Here is a 26,883-nt window from a genome sequence, read left to right as displayed (position 1 = left end):
CCGAGCACAGGCGAAAAAAAGCCGCCCGAAGGCGGCTTTCGATCTGGCGAGAGCTTGCGCGAGGCAAGCGCCCGATCAGAAGAAGTGACGGATGCCGAACTCGGCACCGGTTGTCCGACCATTGGCGTCGGGGAACGCTGCCAATGAGGATCCACCGAGACTGTTCGGACCTGCAATGGTGCTGGTAGTACGGAACGCCCCGGGGTTGTCGCTCTTCGAACGCGCCACCGTGGTGTAAAGAGCAGTACGCTTTGAAAGGTTGTAAACGTAGCCCAGCGCGAACTGAGTATTCTTGTTGTCAAGTCCCGTATTTGTCAGCTTGCTTCGCTCAGCGCCCACGTGGATCTCGCCCTGGCCCAACGGCACAACGGCGCTGAACGAGAACAGGTTCTCCTTCGCTTGCAGGTATGTGTCGCGATCCCAGTAGCCCAACAGCTTCACAACGCCGAGGTCGTACGAAGCGCCGATGTTGTAGGTCTTGTGCTTGTTGCCAGCCGCATCAAAGGTCTGCTGCGAAGCCGCACCGGCGATATCAAATGGCCCGGCAGCGAACCCGACGCGCCCGCCAACGTAACGACCCGGGAAAGATCCCTCACCAGCGGCGGCCATCAATTGACCATAGACGCCACCGATTCCGCTCGGCAGGAAGTAGCCGATCGTGTTGTCGGTACGCACATAATTTTGGGTCGAAGCCGCAGCGCTGAAGAACTGCTTGATATTGTTCGAACCACCAAGGCCGTTGGTGCCGAACGCATCGAAGATCGTCTCGTTCCAGAACGTCGGCAGATAGTCGCGACCCAACCGGACTTCACCGAAGTTGCCCCACAGGCTGACGGTGGACCGGCGATTCCAGAATTTGCTATTGGCGGTGCCGTTATCGGGATTGACGCCAGCCAGCAGCACGAAACCGGCCTTCAAGCCGCCGCCCAGGTCTTCAGTGCCCTTGAAGCCGAGTTGGCTGCTGTTGATGCCGTCCTGGCTCAGCGACAAACGGCGTGACGAGCCGTCGGCCTTGACGTAGCGCGCGTTCAAGTCGACCGTGCCATACAGGGACACCGAAGATTGAGCCGATGCCACACCAGCGAAAGCGCCCAGAACTGCGAGAGCGAGCAGAGATTTTTTCATTGCAACTATCTCCTAGGTTGAACAAGAGGTCCCGATCAAGAATCACCCTCGTTGGGCAGATCAGGCACAACCCCCTCAGCGGAAGTTGTGCGTATTGCACCAGAGGGGCCGAGTGCTGGAAAGCCTTGCCGGTCAAAAAAGGACTTTATGTTGTCTGAGCACAACGAGGCGCGACGGCCTGTTCGGGGGTCAAAATCGCTCGCCTGCAAGCCCTCGGCTCGGGTCGCCAAGCTGCTCTGACGGGACCTTCTCGGGCTTGCGGTATTCTGCTCAGCACGCCCCACGATCCCACCGCCACTTGTCTCCGATCGACACCCTGTTAAACGCCGCCGACAGCGCGCTGCGCACCTTGTCGGGCGCCAGTCACGCGTCGCGCCGCTGCCCGGCACCGACAGTGCCATCGCCCCCGCTCGACGAGGCCCAACGCCGGCTCGGCGCCGCGCTGATGCGCGTCGATCACGTCGGCGAGGTCTGCGCGCAGGCGCTCTACAGCGCGCAGGCGCTGAGCACACGCGACCCTGTGCTGCGGCGTCAGTTCGAATCGGCGGCGCGCGAAGAGACCGACCATCTCGCCTGGACCCAGCAACGCCTGCGCGAGCTGAACGCCCGCCCGAGCCTGCTGAACCCGCTGTGGTACGCCGGCTCGTTCGCGATCGGCTGGCTCGCCGGACGCGCCGGCGACGCGGTCAGCCTGGGCTTCGTCGTCGAAACCGAACGCCAGGTCGAGCAGCACCTGGAGTCCCACCTGCAGCGCCTGCCGAGCGCGGACACGGCGTCGCTCGCGATCGTTCAGCAGATGAAGGAAGACGAGGCGCGCCACGGCGCGGCCGCACAGGCCGCCGGCGCCGCGGCGCTGCCGGCACCGGTGCGCTGGGGAATGCGCCTGGCCGCGCGGGCCATGACGACCACCGCGCACTACATCTGATTCAGCCGGCCCGGATCTCGAAGCTGGTCGTGATCTCGGCGGTCTTGGCCAGCATGATGGTCGCCGAGCAGTACTTGTCGTGCGACATCTTCACCGCCCGCTCGACCGCCGCGTCGGTCAGCGCCGGGCCGGTGACGACGAAGTGCAGATGAATCTTCGTGAACACCTTCGGATCGGTCGGCGCACGCTCGGAGGTCACGACGACCTGGCAGCCGCGCACATCGTGCCGGCCGCGCTGCAGGATCAGCACGACGTCGTAGGCCGTGCAGCCGCCGGTGCCCGCGAGCACCGTCTCCATCGGGCGCGGCGCGAGGTTGCGGCCACCGCCGTCGGGCGCACCGTCCATCACCAGCAGGTGCCCGCTGCCGGTCTCGGCCGAGAACGCCATGCCGTTCGCGGGCATCCAGTTGATCGTGCATTCCATCGTGTCGTCCTCGATTTTCCGCACCGAATGCGGGCGGCCGCGCGCAGATTGTGCACAGCTTCGCGACGCGTCGAAGCAGCCCTCGCAAATGCCCACGCGTCGTTTATTGCAGCGCAGCAAAAAAGGCTCTACACTCATCGCCACGCGGTGATCGAGCCAGGCCTGAAAGGCGGTTCCGGTTTTCACCCGAACGTTTGTCTCCTCCACCTCCTCCATTGGTGGATTCAGCCCAAGGCAGCAATGCCTTGGGCTTTTTTCTTGGGGCCCTGTGCACCGCTGGCGCGTGCAGGCCGACGTTATGATGCGGCGCCGCAAACCGATCGTCGCTGGAGAGACGCGCATGGCCGCCCCGAACAAGAAGAAGACCGCCCCGCGCGCTGCGAAGGCGAAGACGAAGGCGCCGCTGTCGCTCGCCGACTACCTGCAGAAGATCCTCACCGCGCGCGTCTACGATGTCGCGATCGAGACCGCGCTCGAACCGGCCCGCAGCCTGTCGAAACGGCTGGGCAACCAGGTGCTGCTGAAGCGCGAAGACACGCAACCGGTCTTCAGCTTCAAGCTGCGCGGCGCCTACAACAAGATGGCGCAGCTCAGCCCGGCACATTTGCAGCGCGGCGTGATCTGCGCGTCGGCCGGCAACCATGCACAGGGCGTCGCGCTGGCCGCCAAGCGGCTCGGCTGCAGCGCGATGATCGTGATGCCGGTGACCACGCCCCAAGTGAAGATCGACGCGGTGCGCTCGCACGGCGGCGCCGTCGTGCTGTTCGGCGAGAGCTATTCCGACGCCTACCTGCACGCGCTCGAACTCGAAGCCGAGCACGGCCTGACCTTCGTGCACCCGTTCGACGACCCGGACGTGATCGCCGGCCAGGGCACGGTCGCGATGGAAATCCTGCGCCAGCACCAGGCGCCGATCGACGCGGTCTTCGTCGCCATCGGCGGCGGCGGGCTGATCTCGGGCGTCGCCGCGTACATCAAGTCGGTGCGGCCCGAGATCAAGGTGATCGGCGTGCAGACGCGCGACTCCGACGCGATGCTGCGCTCAGTGAAGGCCGGCAAGCGCGTGCAGCTGCACGATGTCGGCCTGTTCGCCGACGGCACGGCCGTCAAGCTCGTCGGCGAGGAAACGTTCCGCCTCGCGCGCGAGCTGGTCGACGAGTACGTCGTCGTCGACACCGACGCCGCCTGCGCCGCGATCAAGGACGTGTTCCAGGACACGCGCAGCATCCTCGAGCCTTCGGGCGCGCTCGGTGTCGCGGCGATCAAGCAATACGTCGAGACACATCGCTGCAAAGCCAAGACCTTCGTGGCGATCACGAGCGGCGCGAACATGAACTTCGACCGGCTGCGCTTCGTCGCCGAGCGCGCCGAGGTCGGCGAGGAGCGCGAGGCGCTGTTCGCGGTGACGATCCCCGAGGAGCGCGGCAGCTTCCGGCGCTTCTGCGAGCTGATCGGCCCGCGCGCGGTGACCGAGTTCAACTACCGCATTTCAGACGCGAAGCAAGCCCACGTGTTCGTCGGCCTGACGACGACGAACCGCGCCGAATCCGCGAAGCTGACGAAGCACTTCGAACGCCACGGCTTCGGCACGCTCGATCTGACCGACGACGAGCTCGCGAAGGAACACCTGCGCCACATGGTCGGCGGCCGCAGCACCCTGGCGCATGACGAACGTCTGTACCGCTTCGTCTTTCCCGAGCGCCCCGGTGCGCTGATGCGCTTTCTGTCGAGCATGCATCCGGGCTGGAACATCAGCCTGTTCCACTACCGCAACCAGGGCGCCGACCACGGCCGGATTCTGGTCGGCATCCAGGTGCCGCGCGCCGACAAGAAGGGCTTCAAGGCGTTTCTCGCCGGCCTGGCCTACCCTTGCGAGGACGAAACCGACAACCCGGTCTACCGCCTTTTCTTGCGCTGAACTGTCGCGGCGAGCCTCCGCTGATTGCGCGGCGGCGGCCCGGGGCCCCACAATCCCGCCCAGTCCGAGCACTGCCTCGAATCCACGGATGCCCATGTCGGTCAATCGCTCGCTCATTTCCGCCACCTCGAACCCGCTGCTCGAGCAGGCCTTGCGCAAGAAGCTCGCGCACCGTGCCGAAACGACCGGTGGATTGGGCGAACTCGAAGCGCTTGCGGTGCGGCTCGGCCTGATCCAGAACACGCTGAAACCGCGCTTTCGGACGCCCCAGATCGCGATCTTCGCGGCCGACCACGGTCTCGCGGTCGAGGGCCTGAGCGTCGCGGGCAGCCAGTCGACCGCGCTGCTGGCGCATCAGCTGCTGACCTCGCAGCTGCCGGTCGCGGTGTTCGCGCGCATCCAGGGGCTGGAGCTGTCGGTGGTCGATTGCGGCGTCTCCGAATCGGTCGCGCCGCACGCGCGTCTGCTGGCCCGCAAGATCGCGCACGGCACGCGCAACGCACGCGTCGCATCGGCCATGTCGCTCGACCAGGCGCACGCGGCGATCCGCGCCGGCATGGAGATCGCCGATTCGCTGGTCGGCAACGCGGTCGTTTGCGCCGGCATCGGCGTCGGCTCGCACGAGAGTGCGGCACTGGTGTTGTCGCGTCTGTCGGGCGCGAACCTCTCCGACCTGCTGATCGCCGGGCCCGACATGGAAGAGGCGAACCTGGCGCACCTGCTCGCGGTGCTGCAAGGCGCGCAGGCGCGCCACCGCGACGTCACCGATCCGGTCGAGGTGCTGGCCGCGTTCGGCGGCTTCGAGATGGCGATGATGGTCGGCGTGATGCTGGTGGCCGGCAGCAAGCGCCATCTGATCGTCGTCGACGGCATGCCGGCATGCGCGGCGCTGATGGTCGCGGCGCGCATCGCGCCGGCCGTGACCGATTACTGCGTCTACTGCCGCAGTCACAGTCATCAGGGGCTGGACCAGGCCTTGGCCTTGTTTCACGCCTCGGCCCTGCTCGAGCTCGGCATGGAAAGCACCGACGGCACCGGCGCGACGCTCGCGTGGCCGTTGGTGCGCAGCGCCGCCGCGTTGCTCACCGAGGTCGCCGAGGGCGAAGAGCCGGGCCCGACCCATCCAGGCGCAATGAACACCGGCACCGAGCCGGCGACGCCGCTCTGAGCGAGCCGCGCTCGCGAACCGCTTACTGAGTCGGTGCGCCCGAGTCGGGGCGCGGCGGACTTGTCGCCTGACCTGGCGCTGGCGTGACGACCGGCGGCATCGCCTGCGGGGCGATTTGCTGCTGCGGCACGTATTGCGGCACCAGGCCCGGCGGCATCGGGCTCGTCGGCGCGCCGCCGATCGGCGCTGCCGGCAAGCTGCCAGTGGCCGCAGCGAGCTGCCGCGGCAGCTCGAGCGTGATCGTCGGCGCGCCCTGCCCGGCGCCGATCGACGCGGTCCGCAGGCTCACCGATTGCAGTACCAGATTGCCGTCGAGCGGCGCACCGACCGTGTAGGCCTTCGGCATCTTGCCGTCGACCGCGATCAGCGCGACGCCGTGCGCCGAGACGGCACCACCGGCCGCCGCCTGCTTTGGCGCGACGATCCCCAGCAAACGAAAGCGCGACGCGGCCTCGGGTGCCGCCTGCAGCGTCGGCGGCGCGACCGGCGCGGTGCCGAGCAGGCGCGTCAGGTCGCCGCGCACGGCCGCGGCATCGCCGACCGCAACAGCGTACACGGGCGCGGCCGGCGCACGCACCAGCAGGCGCAAGCCCCAGAACACCGCAGTGGCGGCGACCACCGCCCAGATGACGAACGCCGAAAGTCGTGCGAGCATGCGCGATTATGATTCAAGCGACTTCAAATCCCGGCCCCGACCGGCAGGAACATATCCCATGACCTTGGCCCAGAACACCGGCGCACGCTGCGCCTCCGCGGCAGTGGCCCGCAAGGCGCGCGGCTTCACGCTGATCGAACTGATGGTGGTGCTGGTGATCATCGGCGTGCTGGCGGCGCTGATCGTCCCGAACGTGCTCGGCCGCCTCGACCAGGCGCGTGTGACCGCGGCCCGCAGCGACATCAACACGCTGATGGGCGCGCTCAATACCTACAAGCTCGACAACCAGCGTTACCCGACCGCCGAGCAAGGCCTGCAGGCGCTGATCGCCAAGCCGGGCAGCGGCCCGGTCCCGCCGAACTGGCGCGGGCCTTACATCCCGAAGCTGCCGAACGACCCCTGGGACCGTCCTTACCTTTACGCGAATCCGGGCCTGAAGGGCGAGATCGACGTCTACAGCTTCGGCGCCGACGGCGTCACCGGCGGCGAGGACACGAATGCCGACATCGGCTCCTGGCAGTGATGGGGACCTAGCGTGAAGTTGCGCTCGAACGGCTTCACGCTGATCGAACTGGTGGTCGTGATCGCGCTGATCGCGATCGCCAGCGCGATGGCGAGCCTGGCGCTGCGCGACCCGGCCGCGACGCGGCTGGAACACGAAGGCGCGCGGCTCGTCGCGCTGCTCGAGGCGGCGCGCAACGAGGCCCGCGCTGCCGGCTTGAGCGCCCGTTGGGAGCCGCGTGCCGAACAGGAGGGCGCCGAAGGCTTCCGCTTCATCGGCCTGCCGCCGTCATCGCAGCTGCCCAACCGCTGGCTCGTCAGCGGCGTGACGGCCGAGGTGGCCGGCGCGCGCGCGGTGCAGCTCGGCCCGGAGCCGCTGATCGGCGCGCAGCGCATCGTGCTGCACCTCGATACGCAAAGCCTGACGCTGGCGACCGACGGCCTCGGCCCGTTCGTCGTCGTCGACACCGAAGCCGCGACGCCGGCGCGTTCATGAGCCGGCGTCGGTCTTCCGGCTTCACGCTGATCGAGGTGCTGGTCGCGCTGACGATCGTCGCGATCACGCTCGGCGCCGGCATCAAGGCGGCCGGCGCGCTGACCGGCAACACGCAGCGCCTGGGCGACGTCAGCACGGCCCAGTGGTGCGCCGACAACCAGCTCACCGGCCTGCGCCTGAGCAAGCAGACGCCGCCGATCGGCAGCTCCGACTTCACCTGCGTCGAGCTCGGTCAAACCTTCCGCGGCCAGCTCGTCGTGAAGCTGCCGGCGAACCCGAACTTCCGCGTCGTCGAGGCGCAGATCGCCGACGAATCCGGCCAGCCGGTGCTGACCCTGTCGACGGTGATGCAGAAGTGACGACCGGGCCGCGTTCGCGTTCGGTCAGACCCGCGCGTGGCGGCGACTCGCGCGGCTTCACGCTCGTCGAGGTGCTCGTCGCGATGATGGTGATGGCGATCATGGCGGTGATGGCCTGGCAGGGCGTCGACGGCATCGTGCGCGCGCGCGATGCGGCCCAGGCGCGGCTCGAGCAGACGCTGCGCCTGAACACCGTGATCGCGCAATGGGACCAGGACCTCGCGTCGATCCAGGACGGCGGCGTGATGCGCCCGTCGGCGCTGGTCTGCGACGGCGCCACGGTGCGCATGACGCGGCGCACGCCCGATGGCCTGCAGATCGTCGCATGGTCGTTCCGCCCCGAAGCCGACGGCGCCAACACCGGCAGCTGGGTGCGCTGGGCCGGCCCCGCGGTCACCACCTTCGGCGAACTGCAGGACAGCTGGCTGCGCAGCCAACAGCTGCAAGGCACCGAGCCCGGTTCGTTGAAGACGCTGACCGGCCTGAGCGGCTGGCAGGTCTACTTCTATCAGACCAACGGCTGGGCGAACTGCCAAACGACCGGCAACCAGATCGCCGGCACGACCCAACAGGCTCTGCCGTCCGGCGTACGCGTGGTGCTGAGCTTCGCGCCCGGCAGCGGCTTGAACGGCGACCTGACCCGCGACACGCTGGTCACACCCTGAGCGATGCGCACGGTTCTCCTCCAACGCCAACACCGTCCGCGCCGCCAGCGCGGTGCGGCGCTGCTGACCGCGATGATCATCGTGACGCTGGTCGCAACGCTGGCCGCCGGGATGGTCTGGCAACAGTGGCGCGCGGTGCAGGTCGAGGGGGCCGAGCGGGCGCGGGCGCAGTCGGCCTGGATCTTGTACGGCGCACTCGATTTCGCACGCCTGATCCTGCGCGAAGACCTGAAGAGCGGCCGCCCCACCGCGCTGACCGAACCTTGGGCGACGCCGCTCGCCGAGTCGCGGCTGTCGACCTTTCTCGCGGTCGACAAGGCGAACGCCGACGAGGGCCCCGAAGCCTTTCTATCCGGCAACATCAGCGACGCGCAGGCGCGCTACAACCTGACGAACCTGGTGAGCGGCGGCAAGATCGCGCCGCTCGAACTCGAGGCCCTCGAACGGTTGTGCCTGACGCTCGGCCTCGACGCCGGCATGGCCGCGCGCATCGCCCGCGGGATGCTCGACGCGACGCCACTGCCCACGGCCACCACCACCAGCGGCACCGCGACGACCGCCGCAGCCGCGCCGCTGCAGCCGAAGACGATCGCGCAGCTCGCCTGGTTCGGCATTGACCAGAGCTCGCTGCAGACGCTGCAACCCTATGTCGTGCTGCTGCCGGTGGTCACGAAGGTCAACGTCAACACCGCGCCGAAGGAAGTGCTGATTGCGGCGATCAAGGGGCTGGACGCCAGCACCGCCGAGCGCCTGATCCAGGTCCGCCAGCGCACGCCGTTCAAGAACATGACCACGTTCGCCGCCGAGGTGCCGACGCTCGCGCCGCTGCCCGCCAATCTCGACACGGTTTCCAGCTTCTTCGAGGTGCGCGGCCGGCTGCGCCTCGCCGATCACGTGCTGACCGAGCGCTCGATCGTGCAGCGGGCGCCGAACGGCACCTCGACCGTGCAGCTGCGTGAGCGCATCGCGAGCCTCGAGCAGGTCGGTTCGTGAGGCGGCTGCCCGACGCGGCGAGAGCGCCACAACAGGGCGTGGTAAGTCCTTGATTCGCTTCAATTTGTAACCCTTGCGTGCCTACAATGCGCGCGTAACTCACCCGCCCCGCCCATGTCGACCCTCGTTGTCCAGATCCCGCCGCGTTCGCGCCTGCGCAGCAATGCTGCCGGCGACGCAGCACCTGAGGCGAGCGGGCTGGCCACCGAATACGTCTACGTCAGCAGCCCCGACGGGCTCGCGCTCGAGGCGCAGGGCCGCTGCCCCGCCGCATTGCTCCCGAAGGCCACGACGGTGATCGCGGTGCTGTCCGACGCCGACGTCAGCTGGCACCGCATCACGCTGCCGCGAGCACCGGCAGCGCGGATGCGCGCCGCACTCATCGGCGTGCTCGAAGACGCACTGCTCGAGGACGCGGACGACGTCCACCTCGCCCTCGCGCCGAACGCCAGTGCCGGCCAGCCGACCTGGGTCGCGGCGGTCTCGCGGCGCTGGCTGCGCGCTGAACTGGCGGCGCTCGAGAAGGCCGAGGTGTTCGTCGACCGCGTCGTCCCGATGGCCTGGCCCGACGACCCGCCGATCGGCCACTTCGCCGAGACCGAGGTCGACCCGGGCAGCGCCGCGCACGGCATCGCACTGCATTGGTCGCACCCCGACGGTGTCGCGACCGTGCGGCTGCAGGGCGGCCTCGCGCGCGCGCTGGTGCCTTCGCCGGCGCCGGCCGAGACACGCTGGAGCGCGACGCCCGGCGCGGTCGCCGCAGCCGAGCAGTGGCTCGGCGGCCCGGTGCGCGTGATGGCGCCAGGTCAGCGCTTGCTGCAGGCCGCGCGCACGTTGTGGAACCTGCGCCAGTTCGATCTCGCGCGGCGCACCCGCAGCGGCCGGGCGCTGCGCGATTCGGCGCGCAGGTTCTTCAGCCCCGAGTGGCGCGCGGTGCGCTGGGGCCTCGTTGCGCTGCTGGTCGCGCAGATCGTCGGCCTGAACCTGTGGGCCTGGCACCAGCGCGACACGATCGAGGCGAAGCAGCTGGCGATGCAGACCCTCGTCAAGACGACCTACCCGAACGTCAGCGCGCAGGATGTGCAGCGTGACGCCGATGCGGTGATGCAGCGCGAGACGCAGGCCCTGCGCACACTCGCCGGCAAGCCCGGCGACACCGACCTCGAGCCGATGCTGCAGGCCGCCGCATCGGCCTGGCCGGCGGATCGCCCGCCGGTCGAGACGCTGCGCTTCGAGCCCGGCCGACTGACCCTGTCGGCGGCCGGCTGGAGCAACGAGCAGATCGCACAGTTTCGCGGCCTGCTGCGCAGCGGCGGCTGGGCGGTCGAGGCGAGCGAAGGCCGCCTGACATTGAGCCGGGCACGGCCGGGAGCGCTTTCATGAGCCTCGCCCGGCCGCCCGAAGAGGCTCATTCCCGCTCGGCGGGACCGGCCGAAGGCCGAAGGGTGCACCAATGAACGCGACCAGCACGTCGAGCTCGCCCGCGCTGACGAGCCTGCGTCAACAAGCCGGCACCTGGTGGCAGGCACGCGCGTCACGCGAGCGCCAGGCCCTCGCGCTGGTCGCGTTCGTGGTCGTGGCGTTCGTCGTCTGGAGCCTGCTGATCCAGCCGGCGTTGAACACCTTGGCCAAGGCGCCGGCGCAACTCGACCAGCTCGACGCGCAGCTGCAGCAGATGCAGCGCATCTCGAACGAGAGCGGCGCGCTGCGCGCCGCCCCGCGCGTCGCGCCGGGTCAGGCGGCACAGGCGCTGAAGGCCGCGACCGACCGACTCGGCGAGCGCGGCAAGATCGTGCTGCTCGGCGATCGCGCGACGTTGACGTTGACCGGCGCGAGCCCCGAGGCGCTGCGCGGGTGGCTCAACGAGGCGCGCAGCGGCGCGCGCGCGCGGCCGGTCGAGGCACAGTTGCAGCGCGGCCCCCTCGGGTACAGCGGCACGATCGGCGTCGCGCTCGGGGGCAACCCGTGATCCGGCTCAAGCGCAAGCGCACGCGCGGGCTGTTCGCGCCAACCGTCGCGGCCACCGGCTGGGGCGAATCGACCTTCGCCGAGATTTCCTGGGACAAGTCGCGCAGCGCGGCGCTGCGCTGGGCCGCGGCCGGCGTCGTGATCGGCGTGCTCGCGGCGCTCGTCGCATTCGCGCCGGCCGCCTGGCTCGCCGGTGCGGTCGCTTCGGCAACGCAGCAGCGGCTGCTGCTTTCCGACGCGCGCGGCACGGTCTGGAATGGCAGCGCGGTCGCCGTACTGGCCGGCGGCGCCGGCAGCCGCGACGCCAGCTCGCTGCCGGGCCGCCTCGCCTGGACGCTGCGCCCGCAAGGCCTCGGCCTCGAGCTGCAGTTGCAGCACGCGTGCTGCCTGAACGGGGTCGTCGCGCTGCGCGTCAAGCCCGGCTTCGGGCGCACTGAATACACGCTGGTGCCGCCGGCCGGCTGGATCGGCCAGTGGCCCGCCGCACTGCTCGGCGGGCTCGGCACGCCGTTCAACACGATGCAGCTCGGCGGCACGGTGCGGCTCGAGTCGAAGGGCTTGCGCGTCGAGTCGGTGCAGGGCCGCTGGATCGTCGACGGCAAGGCAGATTTCGATGTCGTCGAGGCGGCGTCGCGGCTGAGCACGCTCGAGTCGCTCGGCAGCTACCGGATGAGCATCTCCGGCGACGCCGCGAACCCGGGCATCTCGCTGCTCACCCTGAGCACCGGCGGCGGCGCACTCAATCTCAGCGGCAGCGGCACCTGGGGCCCTGCCGGCGTGCGGTTTCGCGGCGAGGCACGCGCCAGCGCGGTCGAGGAAGCGGCGCTGTCGAACCTGCTGAACATCATCGGACGGCGCGATGGCGCCCGCTCCGTCATTTCGATCGGATGAGCATGAAGCCAAGCGCCAACCCAGAATTTCACGGGCCCGTCGGCGGCCGCCTGCTGCCGACGGTCGTTGCCGCGGCGGTGCTGCTCGCCTCGCTGCTGCCGGCGCCGCTCGTGTTCGCGCAGAGCGCGCGGGCACGGCCCGTGCCGCGCAACGCCGAGACCGTGACGCTGAACTTCGTCAACGCCGACATCGACGGCGTCGCACGCGCCATGTCGGCGATCCTGAAGCAGCAGTTCGTCGTCGATCCGCGCGTCAAGGGCACGATGACGCTGTACAGCGAGACCCCGCTGACCCCGGGCGACGCCTACAAGAACTTCCTGGCCGGGCTGCGCGGCCTGGGCTTCACGGTCGTCGAGGTCGGCGGCCTGTACAAGATCGTCCCCGAGGCCGACGCGAAACTGCAGACCGGCACCGTGACCGTCGGCGAGCGCACCCTGCGCGGCGGCGATCAGGTGCTGACGCAGGTGTTCCGGCTGACGCACGAGAACGCGAACAACCTCGTCGGCGTGTTGCGCCCGCTGATCAGCCCGAACAACACGATCAACGCGAACCCCGGCAACAACACGCTGGTGATCACCGACTACGCCGACAACCTGCAGCGCATCGGCAAGATCATCGCGGCGATGGACACGCCCGCCGCCGGCGACGTCGAGGTCATCGCGCTGAAGTACGCCGTCGCCGCCGACATCGCGCCGCTGGTCCAGCGCATGACCGACAGCACCGGCGCGACGGCCGCCGGCGCGCCGGTACCGGGCGGCGTGGCCGGCAGCACGAACATCTCGTCGGTACAGATCGACACGCGCAGCAACTCGCTGCTGGTGCGCGCGGCGAACCCGGCGCGCATGGCATCGATCCGCGCGCTGATCGACAAGCTCGACAAGCCGGTGCCGTCGGCCGGTGCGGCCGGCAACGTCTGGGTCGTCTACCTGCGCAACGCCGACGCGGTGAAGCTCGCGACCGTGCTGCGCGCGGCCTACGCCAGCGGCACCGGCGGGGCGACCTCGGGCGGCGGCGGCGCCAGCACCGGCTCGCTCGGCACGCCGACGTCGACGACGACCCCCACCGGCGGCGGCACCAGCGGCGCGTCGACTCAGTCGACCTCGCCGCTGACGGCCTCGGGCGGACCGTCGACCGGCGGCTTCGTGCAGGCCGATCCGTCGAGCAACTCGCTGATCATCACCGCGCCCGAGCCGCTGTACCGGCAGCTGCGTGCGGTGATCGACCAGCTCGATTCGCGCCGTGCGCAGGTGTATGTCGAGTCGCTGATCGTCGAGGTCGACCCGAGCCAGAGCGTGGACTTCGGCATCCAGTGGCAGGGCCTCCTCGGCAGCAAGGGCGACAGCAACGTGATCGGCGCCGGAACGAACTTCGGCAGCGGCCTCGACAACATCCTCACGGCCGGCGCCCTCGTCTCGCAGGGCACCAGCGCGATCGCGACGGCAGCGGTCGCGGGCACGCTGCCGAGCTCGGGCTTCAACATCGGTCTCGCGCACAAGTTCGGCAACACCTACACGCTCGGTGCGCTGGCGCGCGCGCTCGACAGCCAGACCGGCACCAACATCCTGTCGACGCCGAACCTGGTCACGCTCGACAACGAAGAGGCCCGCATCGTCGTCGGCCAGAACGTGCCGTTCGTGACGGGCTCGTTCACCAGCACCGGCACCGGCACGACCAGCCCGTTCCAGACCATCGAGCGCAAGGATGTCGGCATCACGCTGAAGCTCAAGCCACAGATCGGCGAGAACGGCACCGTGCGCATGACGATCTACCAGGAGTCGTCGTCGGTCGCGTCCACCACCGCGGTCGGCACCGACAACGCCGGCCCGACGACCAACAAGCGCTCGATCGAATCGACGATCACGGTCGACGACGGTCAGATCATCGTGCTCGGCGGCCTGATCGAAGACAGCTACAACACGACCCGCTCGAAGGTGCCGCTGCTCGGCGACATCCCCTACCTGGGCGCGTTGTTCCGCAGCGAGAGCCGCACGCGCAAGCGCACCAACCTGATGGTGTTCCTGCGACCGGTGGTGATGCGCGACCAAGGCGCCAGCAACAAGATCTCGCTCGACCGCTACGACTACATCCGCGCCCAGCAGATCGAGAACCAGCCGCCGCAGAGCACGATCCTGCGCGTCAACGAATCGCCGGTGCTGCCGCAGGTGCGGCCGGGCGATGTGGGCCCGACCGGCGTGCCGCGCCCGCTCGGCGACACCGCACCGCCACCCCCGCCGATCGCGCCTTCGGTGCCGGCCTCGGGCGTGGCGCCCGAACCGGTGCCGGCGTCGGCGCCGAAGACGAACTGAGGAGCAGGAAGCATGGCCGCCCGCCATCCCCTGCCCTATGCCTACGCGAAGGCGCACACCGTGCTGCTCGAGGACGACGGCGCGCGGCTCGTGCTGTGGGCGCCCGAGTCGGTCGGCCTGCCGGCCCTCAGCGAAGTGCTGCGCCTGTACGACGTCGACGCGCTCGAGCGCGAGGCCGCGGCGTCGCTCGCGAACCGCATCGCGATCGCGTACGCCGGCAGCGAGTCGAGCGCCGCGACCGTGATCGGCGAGGTCGAGAGCGCGGTGGACCTGAGCCGGATGATGCAGGAGCTGCCGGCGATCGAAGACCTGCTCGAGGCCTCGAACGACGCGCCGATCATCCGCATGCTCAACGCGCTGCTGACGCAAGCCGCGAAGGATGGCGCCTCCGACATCCACATCGAACCGTACGAGCGCAGCAGCTCGGTGCGCTTTCGCGTCGACGGCACCTTGCGCGAGGTCGTGCAGCCGAACAAGGCGCTGCACGCCGCGCTGATCTCGCGCCTGAAGATCATGGCCGAGCTCGACATCGCCGAGCGCCGGCTGCCGCAGGACGGCCGCATCTCGCTGCGCATCGGCGGGCGCGCGGTCGATGTGCGCGTGTCCACGCTGCCATCGGCGCACGGCGAACGCGCGGTGCTGCGCCTGCTCGACAAGGCCGAATCGAAGTTCACGCTCGAGGGCCTGGGCATGAGCGGCGAGGTGCTGAAGAAGTTCGACCGGCTGGTGCAACAGCCGCACGGCATCGTGCTCGTGACCGGGCCGACCGGCTCGGGCAAGACGACGACGCTGTATGCGTCGCTGGGCCGCGTCGACACGGCGGGCACGAACGTGCTGACGGTCGAAGACCCGGTCGAATACGAGTTGCCCGGCATCGGCCAGACGCAGGTCAATCCGAAGATCGACCTGACGTTCGCGAAGGCGCTGCGCGCGATCCTGCGCCAGGATCCGGACGTCATCATGATCGGCGAGATCCGCGACTACGAAACCGCGCAGATCGCGATCCAGGCTTCGCTGACCGGCCACCTCGTGCTCGCCACGGTCCACACCAACGACGCGCCGAGCACCGTGACGCGGATGATCGACATGGGCGTCGAGCCGTTCCTGCTGTCGTCCAGCCTGATCGGCGTGCTCGCGCAGCGCCTGGTGCGCAAGCTGTGCCCGCACTGCAAGAAGATCGACGCGCGCGGCCGCTACCACCCGGTCGGCTGCAGCGAGTGCGGCAACACCGGCTACAAGGGCCGCACCGGCGTCTACGAGCTGATGGCGGTCGACGACCAGATCCGGGCGCTGATCCACGGCCGCGCCGCCGAGTCGCAGATCTTCGTCGCGGCCGAAGCCGCCGGTCTGCACTCGATGCGCGAAGACGGCGAGCGCCTCGTCGCCGAAGGCATCACGTCCGCCGAAGAGGTCATGCGCGTCACTCGCGAGTAGCCAGGTGCCCGCCTACAAATTCGAAGCCCTCGACGCTGCCGGCAAATCGACCACCGGCCTGCTCGATGCCGAAAACGCGAAGGCTGCGCGCGGCCAGTTGCGTGCGCAGGCGCTGGTGCCGCTCGCGGTCACGCCGGTCGCGTCGGCCGGCACGCAGGCGACCGGGCTGCGCTTCACGCGGCGCGTCTTCAACACGACCGGCCTGACGGTCTGGACGCGCCAGCTCGCCGGCCTCGTCGGCGCCGGGCTGCCGCTCGAGCGCGCGCTGACCGCGCTCGGCGAAGAGGCCGAGGACCCGCGTCAGCGCGAGCTGATTGCGCACCTGAAGAGCGAGGTCAACAGCGGCTCGCCGTTCGCGCGCGCGCTCGCGAGCGCGCCGCGCGAGTTCGACGAGGTCTATCGCGGCGTCGTCGCGGCCGGTGAGCAGAGCGGTGCGCTCGGCCGCGTGCTCGAGCGCCTCGCCGACGACCTCGAAGAGCGCCAGGAACTGCGCGGCAAGCTGATCGGCGCGACGCTGTACCCGGCGATCGTCTCGCTGATCGCGGTCGTGATCGTGATCTTCCTCGTCACCTACGTGGTGCCGCAGGTCGCATCGGTGTTCACGAGCTCGAAGCGCGCGCTGCCGTTCCTGACGATTGCAATGCTTTCGGTCAGCGGCTTTCTGCGCAGCTGGGGCTGGGCCGTGGCACTGATGCTCGCGGCCGCTGTCGGCCTGCTGATGCTGATGCTGCGCAACGAGACCTTTCGCCAGAGCTTCGATGCCGGCTGGCTCGAATTGCCGCTGATCGGCAAGCTCGCGCGCGGCTACAACGCGGCGCGCTTCGCCGGCACGCTGGCGATGCTCGCCGGCGCCGGCGTGCCGATCCTGAAGGCGCTGCAGGCGGCGAGCGAGACGCTGTCGAACCGCGCGATGCGCGCCGACGCGATGGACGCGCTGGTGCAGGTGCGCGAAGGCGCGCCGCTCGCTTCGGCGCTGGCCGGCAAGAAGCGCTTTCCCGGCCTGCTCGCGATGTTCTCGCGCCTCGGCGAGCAGACCGGCCAGCTGCCGCTGATGCTCGAACGCGCCGCGCGCCAGCTCGGCGCCGAGGTACAGCGCCGCGCGCTGCAGATGGCGACGATCCTCGAGCCGCTGCTGATCGTCGCGATGGGCGGCGTCGTGATGCTGATCGTGCTTGCGGTCTTGCTGCCGATCATCCAGCTGAACACTTGGGTGAAGTGAGCCCCCGGCCGCGGGTACGCGGCCACCCCCCGAGGGGGTGCGGGCCGGCTTGGGGCGGCCCGGCGCTCGGCCCGCCCGCGACGGCGGGAACCATCGGCTACGGGAACCCTTGGCACGCTAACTGCATCACAAACGTAGCGTGTCTGAGGCCCGTTCCAGGGCTTGTTCGCGTGATCTCGGCCCGGGGGCTGTGATTGAATGATCCCGGTGCAGCGTCTTGATGTGGAGGTTCGTTCATGACCGCTTCCAACGATCTGGTTCCGGCCCCGATGCGCCGCAGCGGCATCCCGATCGCCCGCATGCGCAGCCTCTACCGTGTCGACGAGGTCGGCGCCAAGCTCGACAAGCTGCCGCACAAGGAACACGAGAGCCTGCGCTCGACCTACGAGCGCATGCTCGAGAAGGGCCCCGAGCGCTTCCAGGTCAAGCCCTCCGGCCTGCCGGTGATGGATCACCTCTACGACGAGCTGCCCAACTTCGCCGAGGTGCTCGACGATGTCCGGCGCCAGCTCGCGCTCTGCGAAGACAGCCGCGACGCGCTCGAGATCACACCGCTGCTGCTGCTCGGCCCGCCGGGTGTCGGCAAGACGCACTTCGCGCGCGAGCTCTCGGTGCTGCTCGGCACCGGCATGGGCTTCCTGTCGATGAGCTCGATGACCGCCGGCTGGCTGCTCTCGGGCGCATCGAGCCAATGGAAGGGCGCGCGCCCCGGCAAGGTCTTCGAGACCCTGGTCGATGGCCAGTACGCGAACCCGGTGATGGTCGTCGACGAGATCGACAAGGCCGGCGGCGAGCACGCCTACGACCCGCTCGGCGCGCTGTACAGCCTGCTCGAGCACGACACCGCCGGTTGCTTCACCGACGAGTTCGCCGAGGTGCCGATCGACGCGAGCCAGGTGATCTGGGTCGCGACCGCGAACGACGGCCGCGCGATCCCCGACCCGATCCTGAACCGCATGAACGTCTATGAGGTCCAGGCACCGACGCGCGACGCCGCACGTCGCATCGCCGCGAAGCTGTACCGCAGCATCCGCGCCACGCACGGCTGGGGCGAACGCTTCGACACCGAGCCCGGCAGCGACGTGCTCGACGCGCTGAGCGAGATGGCCCCGCGCGAGATGCGCCGCGCCTGGATGACCGCGTTCGGCAACGCCAAGCTCGACCGGCGCGAGCGCATCGAGACGCGCGACCTGCCCGATGCGCGCAGCAAGCGCGGCGCGATCGGGTTCGTGCAGTAGCGCGGGGCCCGGGCGCGCGACGCCGCCGCAACCAACGAAACAAATCCGCCCCCGATCCGAAACGGCGCCGCAACGCGCGCCCGCGATGCTGACGGCTTCTAGCAAGGAGCCCCGATGAACCGCCAGCAGATCGACCTCGTCCGCGCCAGCTTCGCGCTCGTGCAACCCATCGCAACGCAGGCCGCGGCGATCTTCTACGACAAGCTGTTCGCGGCCGACCCGTCGCTGCGCACGCTGTTTCGCGGCGACATGGCGCATCAGGGCGAGCGCCTGATGACGATGATCGGCAGCGCGGTCGGCCTGCTCGACCGACCCGACACGCTGTTGCCGGTGCTGCGCCAGCTCGGCGCGCGCCACGGCGGCTACGGCGTCGTCGACGCGCACTATGCGAGCGTCGGTAGCGCGCTGCTGCAGACGCTCGAGCAGGGCCTGGGTGCGGCATTCACAGCCGAGGTGCGCGACGCGTGGGTCGAGACCTACGGGCTGATCAGCCGCACGATGATCGAGGCCGCGCGCGAGCCGGCCACGGCCGATTGAGGCCGCTCAGCGCAGCAGGGCCGCGACCTTGGCGAGCAGATCCGCCTTCGAGAACGGCTTGTCGAGCGACGCGCAGCGCGCGCTGCGCAGGAACTCGTGCGCGTCGGGCGACAGCGTATCGCCGGTGACGAACAACATGCTGCGCGCAATCCGCGGATGGCGCGCCGAGACCTCGCGCCACAGGCCCGCGCCGTCCATGTCGGGCATGCGCAGGTCGGAGACGATCGCGTCGAAGCGCGCGGTCGCGAGCAGTTCGAGCGCGACCGCGCCCGATTCGGCGGTCGCGACCTCGTAGCCCGCACTCTCCAGCATCTCGCGCATGACGTCGGCCAGCTCGGCCTCGTCGTCGACGACCAGCACCCGCGCCTGCAACGAGGCGCCGGCCTCGGGCGGCGCCGCCGGCGCGGTGTCGGCCTCGGCCAGGCCGCTGATCGGCAGGCTCAGCCGGAAGCTCGCACCGCCCCCCGCCGACGCGGGCTCCAGCACGAGTTCGCCACCATGGTCGCGGGCGAGCGAGCGCGAGACCGCGAGGCCCAGGCCGGTGCCGGTGCCTTCGGGCTTGGTCGTGAAGAAGGGCTCGAACACGCGCTCGCGTGCCGCCCCCGCCACGCCCGGGCCGTTGTCGGAGACGCGCAGCCAGACGCGCGGTTCGCGGTTCGCACGTCGCGGCTCCAGCCCGGTCTGCACGCACACGCGGCGCGCACCCTGCGCACCGGCCAGCGCCTGCTGCGCATTGACGAGCAGGTTCATCACGACCTGGCCGATCTGGTCGCCATCGGCGATCACGTCGGGCAGCGCCTCGGCCAGCGCCGTCTCGAGCTCGATGCCGTGCGTGCGGTAGCCGTACTGCAGCATGTCGAGCGCGGCGCGCACCATCTCGTTCAACGCGACCGGGCCGCGGGCCGATGGCCGGCTGCGCGCCATGTCCAGGAACGTGCGCACGATGCGGCCGCAGCGCTCGGCAGCCTCGCGGATGCGCTGCGCATCGGCCTGCAGTTCGGGCAGCGCCGCGCACTTTTCTTCGAGCAGGCTTGCGCGGCCCATCACGATCGCCAGCGGGTTGTTCAGCTCGTGGGCGACACCCGCCAGCAGGCTGCCCATCGCGGTCAGCTTCTCGCTCTGGCGCAAGGCCTCGCGCTGGCGCTCGATCTCGCGCGTCGCGGCATGCACCTCGGTCACGTCGACCATCGACGCGGTGTAGAAGGTGGCGCCCCGCACATCGGTGCGCCACAGCACCATCTCGATCGGGAACTCGGCGCCGTCGGCGCGCAGCGCGTGCAGCTGCATGCGCGTGCCAAGCACGCGCGGCGCGCCGCCCGCCTGCATGCGCTGCAGCCCGGCCTCGTGCAGCGCGCGAAAGCGCTGCGGCATCATGACCTCGCTGACGAGTCGGCCGAGCACGTCGGCACGCCGGCGCTGGAACATCGCCTCGGCCGAGGGGTTGAACTCGACGATCCGGCCGGCGTCGTCGCTGGTGATCAGTGCGGCCAGTGCGTGGTCGACGATCGCCGACTTCAACGCCTCGCTCTCCTGCAGTTCCTGCAGCCGCGCGGCGAGCTCGACCTCGCGCTGCTTCAGTTCCGTGAACTCGCGCCCGAAGGCCATCACCGCACGCACCGCGCCGCCGCCCGGCGCGTACGGCAGCAGGTGCTCCTGCATGTAGCGCCGGCCCTGGCGCGGGTAGTCGACCCAGCCTTCCCAGCGCACCGATTCGCCGCGAAACAGCCGTTCGGCGACCGGCTCGAAACTGCCGTAGATCGCGTCGCCGAGCAGCTCCGAGACATGCCGGCCGATCGCCTGCTCGGGGCGCTGCAGGCCCATGAAGTCGAGGAACTCGCGGTTGACGTAGATGTAGCGATGATCCGGCCCGATCACGATCACGCGGCCGGGGATGTGGTCGAGCAGCGCCTGCAGCACGTCCAGATCGGGCGGCGGCAGCGTCTGCGCGCCTTCGCGGGCGGGATCGGCCGCGTCGGTCATTGCGGGCCCGGATCGGACGTCGGCACGAACACGTAACCGACGTTGCGCACGGTCTTGATCAACTCCGGCTTGTCGGGGTTGCGCTCGATCTTGCGGCGCAGCCGCATGATGCGCAGGTCGATCGACCGGTCGAACACGTCCCAGCCGCGGTTGTGCGCCTGCTCCATGATCTGGTCGCGGTTCAGCGGCCGGTTCGGGTGACGCGCGAACAGCGCGAGCAGGTCGAACTCGGCGGCGCTGATCTCGATGTCGGCACCGTCGGCGCCGAGCAGGCGGCGCTCGTCGAGGTCGAGCTGGCAGCCACCGAACGCGACGCGGCGCAATGCAGGCACCGCTTCGCCCGACGCGGCAGTGGCCGGCGTGAGCGCGGCGATTGCCGCAGCGGTCACCTCGGCACGGCGCAGCACCGCGCGCACGCGCGCCAGCAGTTCGCGCATCTCGAACGGTTTCGGCAGGTAGTCGTCGGCGCCGAGCTCGAGGCCGACGATGCGATCGACCGATTCGCCGGCCGTCGTCAGCATCACGAGGCCGGTGCGCGGATGCGACTCGCGCATCCAGCGCGCCAGCGACAGGCCGTTCTCCCCAGGCATGTTGATGTCGAGGATCGCGAGCGCCGGCGCCTGCTCGGCGATCGCCAGCCGCGCGGCCGCCGCGTCGGCGGCGGTGCGCACCGCGAAGCCGTGGCGGCCAAAGTACTCGGCGAGCAGCGAGCGCAGCTCGGGCTCGTCGTCGACGACGAGCACGATCGGGCTCGGCTGGCCTGCGGCTGGATGCATCGACGCGGCTCCCGGAAAACGGCTGGTGGCGAAGTCTACCGAGCGCGCCGACGTCGCAGCGCTGTTCTCGCAATGCAGTGACATGGCGCTCAGGCGAACGCCGCCGCGGCCGGTTCACGCAGGCCGTTCGCTTCGAGGTGCCGCACGATCGCCGCCGCAACCCGCGGCGCATGCGTCATCGGCCCGAGGTGGCCGGCGTCCGCGATCTCGACACGCCGCGCCTGCGGCAACGCGTCGGCCAGCCATTCGGCGACCCGGCGTGCCGGTGCGCGCGTGTTCGCACCCTGGATCAGCAGCACCGGCATCGTCAGGCAGGCGAGCAGACGCCGGCTCCAGGTCGCTCGAAACAGCGCGGCGAAGTGACGCGGCACGGTGCCGATGCGCGCCAGCACGGCCGCGCGTTGCGTCGCGCCCATCGCCTCCCAGCTCGCGGCACCGCCCCAGAAGTTGACGAAGGTGCGTGCCGCGCCTTCCGGATCGCCGCCGCGCAGCAGCGCGGCCACCGAGCGCGCGATGTCTTCGATTTCGCCGAACGCCGGGTCACCCTTCGCGCACCCGCGCAGCACGCCGAACGGCACCGGCTCGTACAGTGTCAGCGAGCGCACCCGGCGCGGCTGGCACAGCGCGATCTGCAGCGCGACCGCACCGCCGTACGAGTGCCCGACGAGGTGCACGCCCCGCGGCGCGGAGCCGTCGTCGGCCGCCGGCCAGCACCCGCTCGCGCCGTGGGCATCGACGTGCAAGGTGCTCGGCACCTGCGCCGGCCACGCCGGGCTGCGGCCATGGCCGTGCAGGTCGGGCGCGATCGTTGCGCAGCGGCCGGCGAGCGCGTCGGCCAGCGTGCGCCACTGCGCATGGCTGCCGGTGCTCGAATGCAGGCACACGACGGCGTCGCCTGCGCCCTGGCCGCGCACGAACAGCGGCGGCCGGGATTGGTGCGACAGCTGCGGCGCATCGGACACGGCGTTCATCGTGGCGCCTCGGCGTGCGTTCGGGTCAGTGGTTCGCCGCAGGTGCGGCAGCGCCGGCGGCCAGCTGCTCGCTGCGACGCAGCCAGGCGATCGCGATCGGCGGCTGCTCGATGTAGCGCTGCAGATCGGAGGCGGAGGCCTGCTGGGCCATGCGCGCCACCGCGACGGCGGGGTGGTCGTAGGTCGGGGTCGGCGTCGCGATCACGAACAGGCCGGCCGGGTGCATCAGGATCAAGCGATTCGTGTCGATCTGCGGCGTCTGGCGCTGGATCAGGATCGCCGGGTGCTGCCCCAGCGGGTGGGCTGCGGATTCCGCGCCGGCAGTTTGGGCGCTGGCGCTCGAGCAGGCGCCGAGTAGCGCGGCGGCGATCGCGGCGACGAGGTGGAAGCGGTGGTGGTTCATGGAAGCTCTCCGTGGCGTGGGTGGTTCGGCTGAAGCTGCTGGCTGCAGCAAACCGTATCGCCATGATCGGAGGCCGCGGTTTCAGGCGCGTTGCGCGGCCCCACCGCGTCTGTTTCGTTTGTTGCCGGCCCGGCCAGTCGCTTCGCTAGAGAGTGCCGGAAGGCGCATCGGCGCCGGCGCGCAGCACGACGGCGACCTTCGCCAGCAACTCGGCCTTCGAGAACGGCTTGTCCAGGCCCGCGCAGCCCGAGCGCGCGAAGAAGCCTGCGGCGTCGGGCGACAAGGTGTCGCCGGTGACGAACAGCAGCCGGCCGATCAGCGCCGGGTGCTGCTCGCAGACGCAGCGCCAGAGTGCGGCGCCGTCCATGTCGGGCATCCGCAGGTCGGAAACGACGGCGTCGAAGCGCGCCATGCCGAGCAGCTCGAGCGCCACGGCGCCCGACTCGGCGGTCGAGACCTCGTAGCCGGCCGACTCGAGCATCTCGCGCATCACGCCGGCGAGCTCGGCCTCGTCGTCGACGACCAGCACGCGTGCCAACGTGGCCGGCTCGGCGGCCGACGCCTGCGCCGCGCCGCGCGGCGCGACGCCGGCATCGGCGACCGGCAGCCGGAGGCAGAACACCGCACCGCCGTCGCCCGGCGCGGCTTCGAGCAGCAGGTCCCCGCCATGCTCGCGCGCCAGTGCGCGCGACACCGACAGGCCCATGCCGGTGCCGATGCCCTCGGCCTTGGTGGTGAAGAACGCCTCGAACAGGCGCGCACGCGCCGCCGCCGAGATGCCTGGGCCATTGTCGGCAACGCGCATCCAGACGCTGGGACCCGCGGTCGCGCCGCTGCCGGCGGGTTCGACCCCGGTGCTGACCCGCACCGCTCGGGTTCGATCGACGAGCGCGAGCGCCTGCTGCGCGTTGACGAGCAGGTTCAGCACGATCTGGCAGACCTGGTCGCCGTCGGCGCTGATCTCGGGCAGCGCGGCATCGAGTTCGAGATGCAGCGCGATGTCGTGGCTGCGGTAGGTGTAGCCGAGCATGTCGCCGGCGGCGTGTACCGCGTCGTTCAGCGCGACGCGGCTGCGCCGCGCCGGCTTGCTGCGCGCCATGTTCAGGAAGGTGCGCACGATGCGGCCGCAGCGCTCGGCGGCTTCGCGGATGCGCTGCGCGTCGCGCGCCAGCGTCGGGTCGTCCTCGCACTTCTCTTCGAGCAGGCTGGCACGGCCCATCACGATCGCGAGCGGGTTGTTCAGCTCGTGCGACACGCCGGCGAGCAGGCTGCCCATCGCGGTCAGCTTCTCGCCCTGGCGCAAGGCCTCGCGCTGGCGCTCGATCTGCTGCGCCGCCTCGAAGCGCTCGGAGAGATCCGAGATCGACGCGGTGTAGAACACCGTGCCCTCGGCATCGGTGCGCCACAGCACCATCTCGATCGGGAACTCGCTGCCGTCGGCGCGCAGCGCGTGCATCTCCATGCGCTTGCCGATCACCCGCGCCGCCTCGCCGCGCTGCATGCGCCGCACGCCCTGCTCGTGCGCGTCGCGAAAGCGTGCCGGGATCATCACATCGGCGACCGACCTGCCGATCACCTGTGCGCGCGTGCGGCCGAACATCGCCTCGGCCGCGGGGTTGAATTCGACGACGCGGCCCGCCGCGTCGGTCGAGACCAGCGCCGCCAACGCGTGATCGAAGATCGCCGATTTCAGGGCCTCGCTGGTGCGCAGCTCGGCGCGCTTCCGGGCGAGCTCCTGCTCGCCCAGGCGCTGCTCGGTCTGGTCGAGGCCGCAGACCACGACCGCCTGTACCGGCCCGCCGCCGGGCCGGTACGGCACATACCACTGCTCGCGAAAGCGCCGTCCCTGCTTGGCGTAGTCGGCCCAGCCGCGCCGGTGCAGCGATTCGCCGGCGAACGCGCGATCGAACAGCGGGATCAGGCTCTGGTAGACGCCGGCGTCGAGCACTTCGGACATGTGGTGGCCGATCACCCGCTCGGGCGGCAGGCCCATGAAGCGCAGCGTTTCGCGGTTCGCGTAGCGGTACCGGCGATCGAGGCCGACGACCGCGACGCGGGTCGCGATGTTTTCGAGCAGCAGCTTCATCAGCGCGGTGTCGAGCTCGGGCAGGGTCGACTCGGCATCGCCCCAATGGGCGGTCGACCACACGAGTCCGTGTCCGTCTTCGTGCATGCGTGTGCCTTGACTTCAGGCCGGCGAGCGCGGCGATGGATGTTCGGCGACCGACGCGCCGGCGCCGCTCGCGAGGACCGCAGCGGCGCGGGAATGTTAGCGCACCGCTCCCGCGACGGAGCCGGTGCGCGTCACTCGGTGCGCGATGCGCCGACGGTCTCGACCGCGGTGATCGGGGTCGTGTCGAATGGCTCACGCGGCGCCGGCATCGCGGCGTCGAACGCCGGCGAGGGCGCCGTGGCGCTCGGCGCGGCCGGCTGGGCCGGCACCGCGATGACGCATCCGGCCAGCGTCACGAAAATGGCGATGCCCAGTGCGGCGGCAAGGATCTTGGTTGTCATGGCAGTGTCTCGTTGGGATCAGTGGGACGGGGACGAATCGAACAGGTCTTCGGCGAAGCCCTCGCTGCGGAACAGCATCGGCATGGTTTCCGCGGCCTCGGCCACATGCGCCTGCGCGGCGGCCTGCAAGCGCCGCTGCGTTGGGCCGGTGCCGGAGGGCCGCGCGAGGCTGCGCAGCAGCAGGTTCTGCAAGGTGGCGGTGACGTAGGCGGTCATGGGCAGCTCCGGTGAAGACGGAGTGAATGTGGACGGCGTCGGTATCAGTCGCGTTGCGCGCCGCGCCCGCCTGTGTTTCGTTTGTTGCGCAGCGCCGCTCGTATCATCGACCGCATGCCCACCTCACTCGACGGTCAGCTCGTCGTCGCGATCTCGTCGCGCGCGCTCTTCGACTTCGAGGAGGAGAACCAGCACTTCGAGGCGAACGACGACCGCGCGTACATGCAGCTGCAGCTGGAGCGGCTCGACAGCGCGGCGAAACCGGGCGTCGCGTTCTCGCTGGTCAACAAGCTGCTCGCGTTCAACGTCGGCTCGCCGCGGGTCGAGGTCGTGATCCTGTCGCGCAACGACCCGGTGTCGGGCATGCGCGTGTTCCGCTCGGCCCAGCACTATGGGTTGCCGATCCAGCGCGGCGTGTTCACGCGCGGCCAGTCGCCGTGGCGCTATCTGCGGCCGCTGAACGCGCATCTGTTCCTGTCGACGAACGAGGCCGATGTGCGCTCGGCACTCGGCGCGGCGGTGCCGGCGGCGCGCGTCTATCCGCATTCGGCACGCGCGTCGAACGAGCACCCGAACGAGGTGCGCATCGCGTTCGACGGCGATGCGGTGCTGTTCTCCGACGAGGCCGAGCGCGTGTTCCAGCGCAGCGGGCTCGACGCGTTCCAGGCGCACGAGCGCGACCACTCGGCGACGCCGCTCGCGGCCGGCCCGTTCAAGCCGTTGCTGCTCGCGCTGCAACGGTTGCAGCAGGAGCCGGCCGGGCGCATGCGCATCCGCACCGCGCTCGTCACTGCGCGGAGCGCGCCGGCGCACGAGCGCGCGATCCGCACGCTGATGGACTGGAACATCGAGGTCGACGAGGCGATGTTCCTCGGCGGGCTGCAGAAGGGCGAGTTCCTGCGCGAATTCGAGCCCGACTTCTTCTTCGACGACCAGACCGGTCATGTCGACTCGGCCGCGGCGCACGTGCCGGCCGGCCACGTCGCGTCGGGCGTCTCGAACGGTTGACGCGCGTCGCGCTCCCGATTTCGGGGGTGTCGGCCGGCGTGTCGCTGCTCAGTTCAGCAACCTGCAGCTGAGCCCCGTCACTGCCGTCCCCGAGCCCGGAACCTACGCGATGCTGCTCGGCGGCCTCGGCGCGATCGGCTTTGTCGCCACGCGCCGGCGCACGCACCGCGCCAACGGCTGACGCTTTCAGGGA

Annotated in this window: 27 protein-coding genes and 1 pseudogene; 18 read left to right on the top strand and 10 right to left on the bottom strand. The window is 70.1% G+C overall.

Annotation, left to right across the window (positions count from 1 at the left end):
* Positions 1-75: 75 nt before the first annotated feature.
* Positions 76-1,125, bottom strand: coding sequence for a porin (locus AC1DTW_RS17210; RefSeq protein ID WP_477982505.1), 1,050 nt, complete (start codon positions 1,123-1,125; stop codon positions 76-78).
* Positions 1,126-1,432: 307 nt separating this feature from the next.
* Here AC1DTW_RS17210 and coq7 point away from each other — a divergent pair, with 307 nt between their 5' ends.
* Positions 1,433-2,050 (top strand): 2-polyprenyl-3-methyl-6-methoxy-1,4-benzoquinone monooxygenase, encoded by a 618-nt coding sequence (gene coq7 / locus AC1DTW_RS17205; protein WP_477982568.1) that lies wholly within the window; start codon positions 1,433-1,435, stop codon positions 2,048-2,050.
* 1 nt (position 2,051) lies between these two features.
* On the opposite strand, the gene AC1DTW_RS17200 is transcribed toward coq7, so the two are convergent.
* Positions 2,052-2,474, bottom strand: a complete 423-nt coding sequence (locus tag AC1DTW_RS17200) for an OsmC family protein (protein ID WP_477982566.1) — start codon at positions 2,472-2,474, stop codon at positions 2,052-2,054.
* A gap of 340 nt (positions 2,475-2,814) precedes the next feature.
* Between AC1DTW_RS17200 and ilvA the strand changes: the two genes are divergently transcribed.
* Both ilvA and AC1DTW_RS17190 read left to right on the top strand, forming a co-directional pair.
* Positions 2,815-4,392 carry a threonine ammonia-lyase, biosynthetic gene (gene ilvA, locus AC1DTW_RS17195; RefSeq protein WP_477982504.1) on the top strand — a complete coding sequence of 526 codons (1,578 nt, stop codon included), beginning with the start codon at positions 2,815-2,817 and terminating at the stop codon, positions 4,390-4,392.
* A 94-nt stretch (positions 4,393-4,486) separates the two neighbouring features.
* Positions 4,487-5,560 carry a nicotinate-nucleotide--dimethylbenzimidazole phosphoribosyltransferase gene (locus AC1DTW_RS17190; RefSeq protein WP_477982503.1) on the top strand — a complete coding sequence of 358 codons (1,074 nt, stop codon included), beginning with the start codon at positions 4,487-4,489 and terminating at the stop codon, positions 5,558-5,560.
* A 22-nt stretch (positions 5,561-5,582) separates the two neighbouring features.
* On the opposite strand, the gene AC1DTW_RS17185 is transcribed toward AC1DTW_RS17190, so the two are convergent.
* A complete protein-coding gene (locus tag AC1DTW_RS17185; protein WP_477982502.1) occupies positions 5,583-6,215 on the bottom strand; it encodes a type II secretion system protein N in 633 nt (210 codons plus the stop codon).
* 58 nt (positions 6,216-6,273) lie between these two features.
* Between AC1DTW_RS17185 and gspG the strand changes: the two genes are divergently transcribed.
* The 13 genes from gspG (at position 6,274) to AC1DTW_RS17120 (ending at position 18,822) form a co-directional block, all read left to right on the top strand.
* Positions 6,274-6,738 (top strand): type II secretion system major pseudopilin GspG, encoded by a 465-nt coding sequence (gene gspG / locus AC1DTW_RS17180; protein ID WP_477982501.1) that lies wholly within the window; start codon positions 6,274-6,276, stop codon positions 6,736-6,738.
* Between the two features lie 12 nt (positions 6,739-6,750).
* Positions 6,751-7,212: a prepilin-type N-terminal cleavage/methylation domain-containing protein gene (locus AC1DTW_RS17175; RefSeq protein ID WP_477982500.1), complete on the top strand. Its 462-nt coding sequence runs from the start codon at positions 6,751-6,753 to the stop codon at positions 7,210-7,212.
* Complete coding sequence (gspI, locus tag AC1DTW_RS17170) at positions 7,209-7,571, top strand: type II secretion system minor pseudopilin GspI (protein ID WP_477982499.1); 363 nt, start codon at positions 7,209-7,211, stop codon at positions 7,569-7,571. Before AC1DTW_RS17175 ends, gspI begins: the two co-directional genes overlap by 4 nt.
* Complete coding sequence (locus tag AC1DTW_RS17165; RefSeq protein ID WP_477982498.1) at positions 7,568-8,236, top strand: PulJ/GspJ family protein; 669 nt, start codon at positions 7,568-7,570, stop codon at positions 8,234-8,236. The genes gspI and AC1DTW_RS17165 overlap by 4 nt, the downstream gene beginning before the upstream one ends.
* A gap of 3 nt (positions 8,237-8,239) precedes the next feature.
* Entirely contained in the window at positions 8,240-9,229 is a 990-nt protein-coding gene (gene gspK / locus AC1DTW_RS17160) for a type II secretion system minor pseudopilin GspK (protein WP_477982497.1), read from the top strand.
* A gap of 114 nt (positions 9,230-9,343) precedes the next feature.
* Entirely contained in the window at positions 9,344-10,612 is a 1,269-nt protein-coding gene (gene gspL / locus AC1DTW_RS17155; RefSeq protein ID WP_477982496.1) for a type II secretion system protein GspL, read from the top strand.
* A 70-nt stretch (positions 10,613-10,682) separates the two neighbouring features.
* Positions 10,683-11,198: a type II secretion system protein M gene (locus AC1DTW_RS17150; protein WP_477982495.1), complete on the top strand. Its 516-nt coding sequence runs from the start codon at positions 10,683-10,685 to the stop codon at positions 11,196-11,198.
* Positions 11,195-12,088: a type II secretion system protein N gene (gspN, locus tag AC1DTW_RS17145; protein WP_477982493.1), complete on the top strand. Its 894-nt coding sequence runs from the start codon at positions 11,195-11,197 to the stop codon at positions 12,086-12,088. Before AC1DTW_RS17150 ends, gspN begins: the two co-directional genes overlap by 4 nt.
* On the top strand, positions 12,085-14,394 hold the full coding sequence (gene gspD / locus AC1DTW_RS17140; RefSeq protein ID WP_477982492.1) for a type II secretion system secretin GspD: 2,310 nt from the start codon (positions 12,085-12,087) through the stop codon (positions 14,392-14,394). The genes gspN and gspD overlap by 4 nt, the downstream gene beginning before the upstream one ends.
* A gap of 12 nt (positions 14,395-14,406) precedes the next feature.
* On the top strand, positions 14,407-15,828 hold the full coding sequence (gene gspE, locus AC1DTW_RS17135; RefSeq protein WP_477982491.1) for a type II secretion system ATPase GspE: 1,422 nt from the start codon (positions 14,407-14,409) through the stop codon (positions 15,826-15,828).
* Between the two features lie 4 nt (positions 15,829-15,832).
* Positions 15,833-17,047: a type II secretion system inner membrane protein GspF gene (gene gspF, locus AC1DTW_RS17130; protein ID WP_477982490.1), complete on the top strand. Its 1,215-nt coding sequence runs from the start codon at positions 15,833-15,835 to the stop codon at positions 17,045-17,047.
* Between the two features lie 236 nt (positions 17,048-17,283).
* Complete coding sequence (locus tag AC1DTW_RS17125) at positions 17,284-18,285, top strand: AAA family ATPase (RefSeq protein WP_477982489.1); 1,002 nt, start codon at positions 17,284-17,286, stop codon at positions 18,283-18,285.
* A gap of 114 nt (positions 18,286-18,399) precedes the next feature.
* The gene (locus AC1DTW_RS17120; RefSeq protein ID WP_477982488.1) at positions 18,400-18,822 is read left to right on the top strand and encodes a globin family protein; all 423 of its coding nucleotides are present in this window, start codon (positions 18,400-18,402) and stop codon (positions 18,820-18,822) included.
* A gap of 6 nt (positions 18,823-18,828) precedes the next feature.
* Here the strand turns inward: AC1DTW_RS17120 and AC1DTW_RS17115 are convergent, their stop codons facing one another.
* From AC1DTW_RS17115 to AC1DTW_RS17085, 7 genes are all read right to left on the bottom strand, one after another.
* Entirely contained in the window at positions 18,829-20,802 is a 1,974-nt protein-coding gene (locus tag AC1DTW_RS17115; RefSeq protein WP_477982487.1) for a PAS domain S-box protein, read from the bottom strand.
* On the bottom strand, positions 20,799-21,578 hold the full coding sequence (locus AC1DTW_RS17110; RefSeq protein ID WP_477982486.1) for a response regulator: 780 nt from the start codon (positions 21,576-21,578) through the stop codon (positions 20,799-20,801). Before AC1DTW_RS17110 ends, AC1DTW_RS17115 begins: the two co-directional genes overlap by 4 nt.
* Before the next feature lie 89 nt (positions 21,579-21,667).
* On the bottom strand, positions 21,668-22,549 hold the full coding sequence (locus AC1DTW_RS17105; RefSeq protein WP_477982485.1) for an alpha/beta fold hydrolase: 882 nt from the start codon (positions 22,547-22,549) through the stop codon (positions 21,668-21,670).
* A gap of 25 nt (positions 22,550-22,574) precedes the next feature.
* Positions 22,575-22,952, bottom strand: coding sequence for a hypothetical protein (locus AC1DTW_RS17100; RefSeq protein ID WP_477982484.1), 378 nt, complete (start codon positions 22,950-22,952; stop codon positions 22,575-22,577).
* Between the two features lie 145 nt (positions 22,953-23,097).
* Positions 23,098-25,125: a hybrid sensor histidine kinase/response regulator gene (locus AC1DTW_RS17095; protein ID WP_477982482.1), complete on the bottom strand. Its 2,028-nt coding sequence runs from the start codon at positions 25,123-25,125 to the stop codon at positions 23,098-23,100.
* A 131-nt stretch (positions 25,126-25,256) separates the two neighbouring features.
* Complete coding sequence (locus tag AC1DTW_RS17090; RefSeq protein ID WP_477982481.1) at positions 25,257-25,466, bottom strand: hypothetical protein; 210 nt, start codon at positions 25,464-25,466, stop codon at positions 25,257-25,259.
* 18 nt (positions 25,467-25,484) lie between these two features.
* The gene (locus tag AC1DTW_RS17085; RefSeq protein WP_477982479.1) at positions 25,485-25,682 is read right to left on the bottom strand and encodes a hypothetical protein; all 198 of its coding nucleotides are present in this window, start codon (positions 25,680-25,682) and stop codon (positions 25,485-25,487) included.
* 114 nt (positions 25,683-25,796) lie between these two features.
* On the opposite strand from AC1DTW_RS17085, the gene AC1DTW_RS17080 reads away from it, so the two are divergent.
* Entirely contained in the window at positions 25,797-26,690 is an 894-nt protein-coding gene (locus AC1DTW_RS17080) for a 5'-nucleotidase (RefSeq protein ID WP_477982478.1), read from the top strand.
* Between the two features lie 76 nt (positions 26,691-26,766).
* Positions 26,767-26,871, top strand: a pseudogene (locus AC1DTW_RS17075) (PEP-CTERM sorting domain-containing protein); the annotation flags it as partial.
* Positions 26,872-26,883 lie beyond the last annotated feature (12 nt).

The organism is Rhizobacter sp. P5_A1 (assembly GCF_056400745.1).
This window is presented reverse-complemented; position numbering and strand designations above follow the sequence as displayed.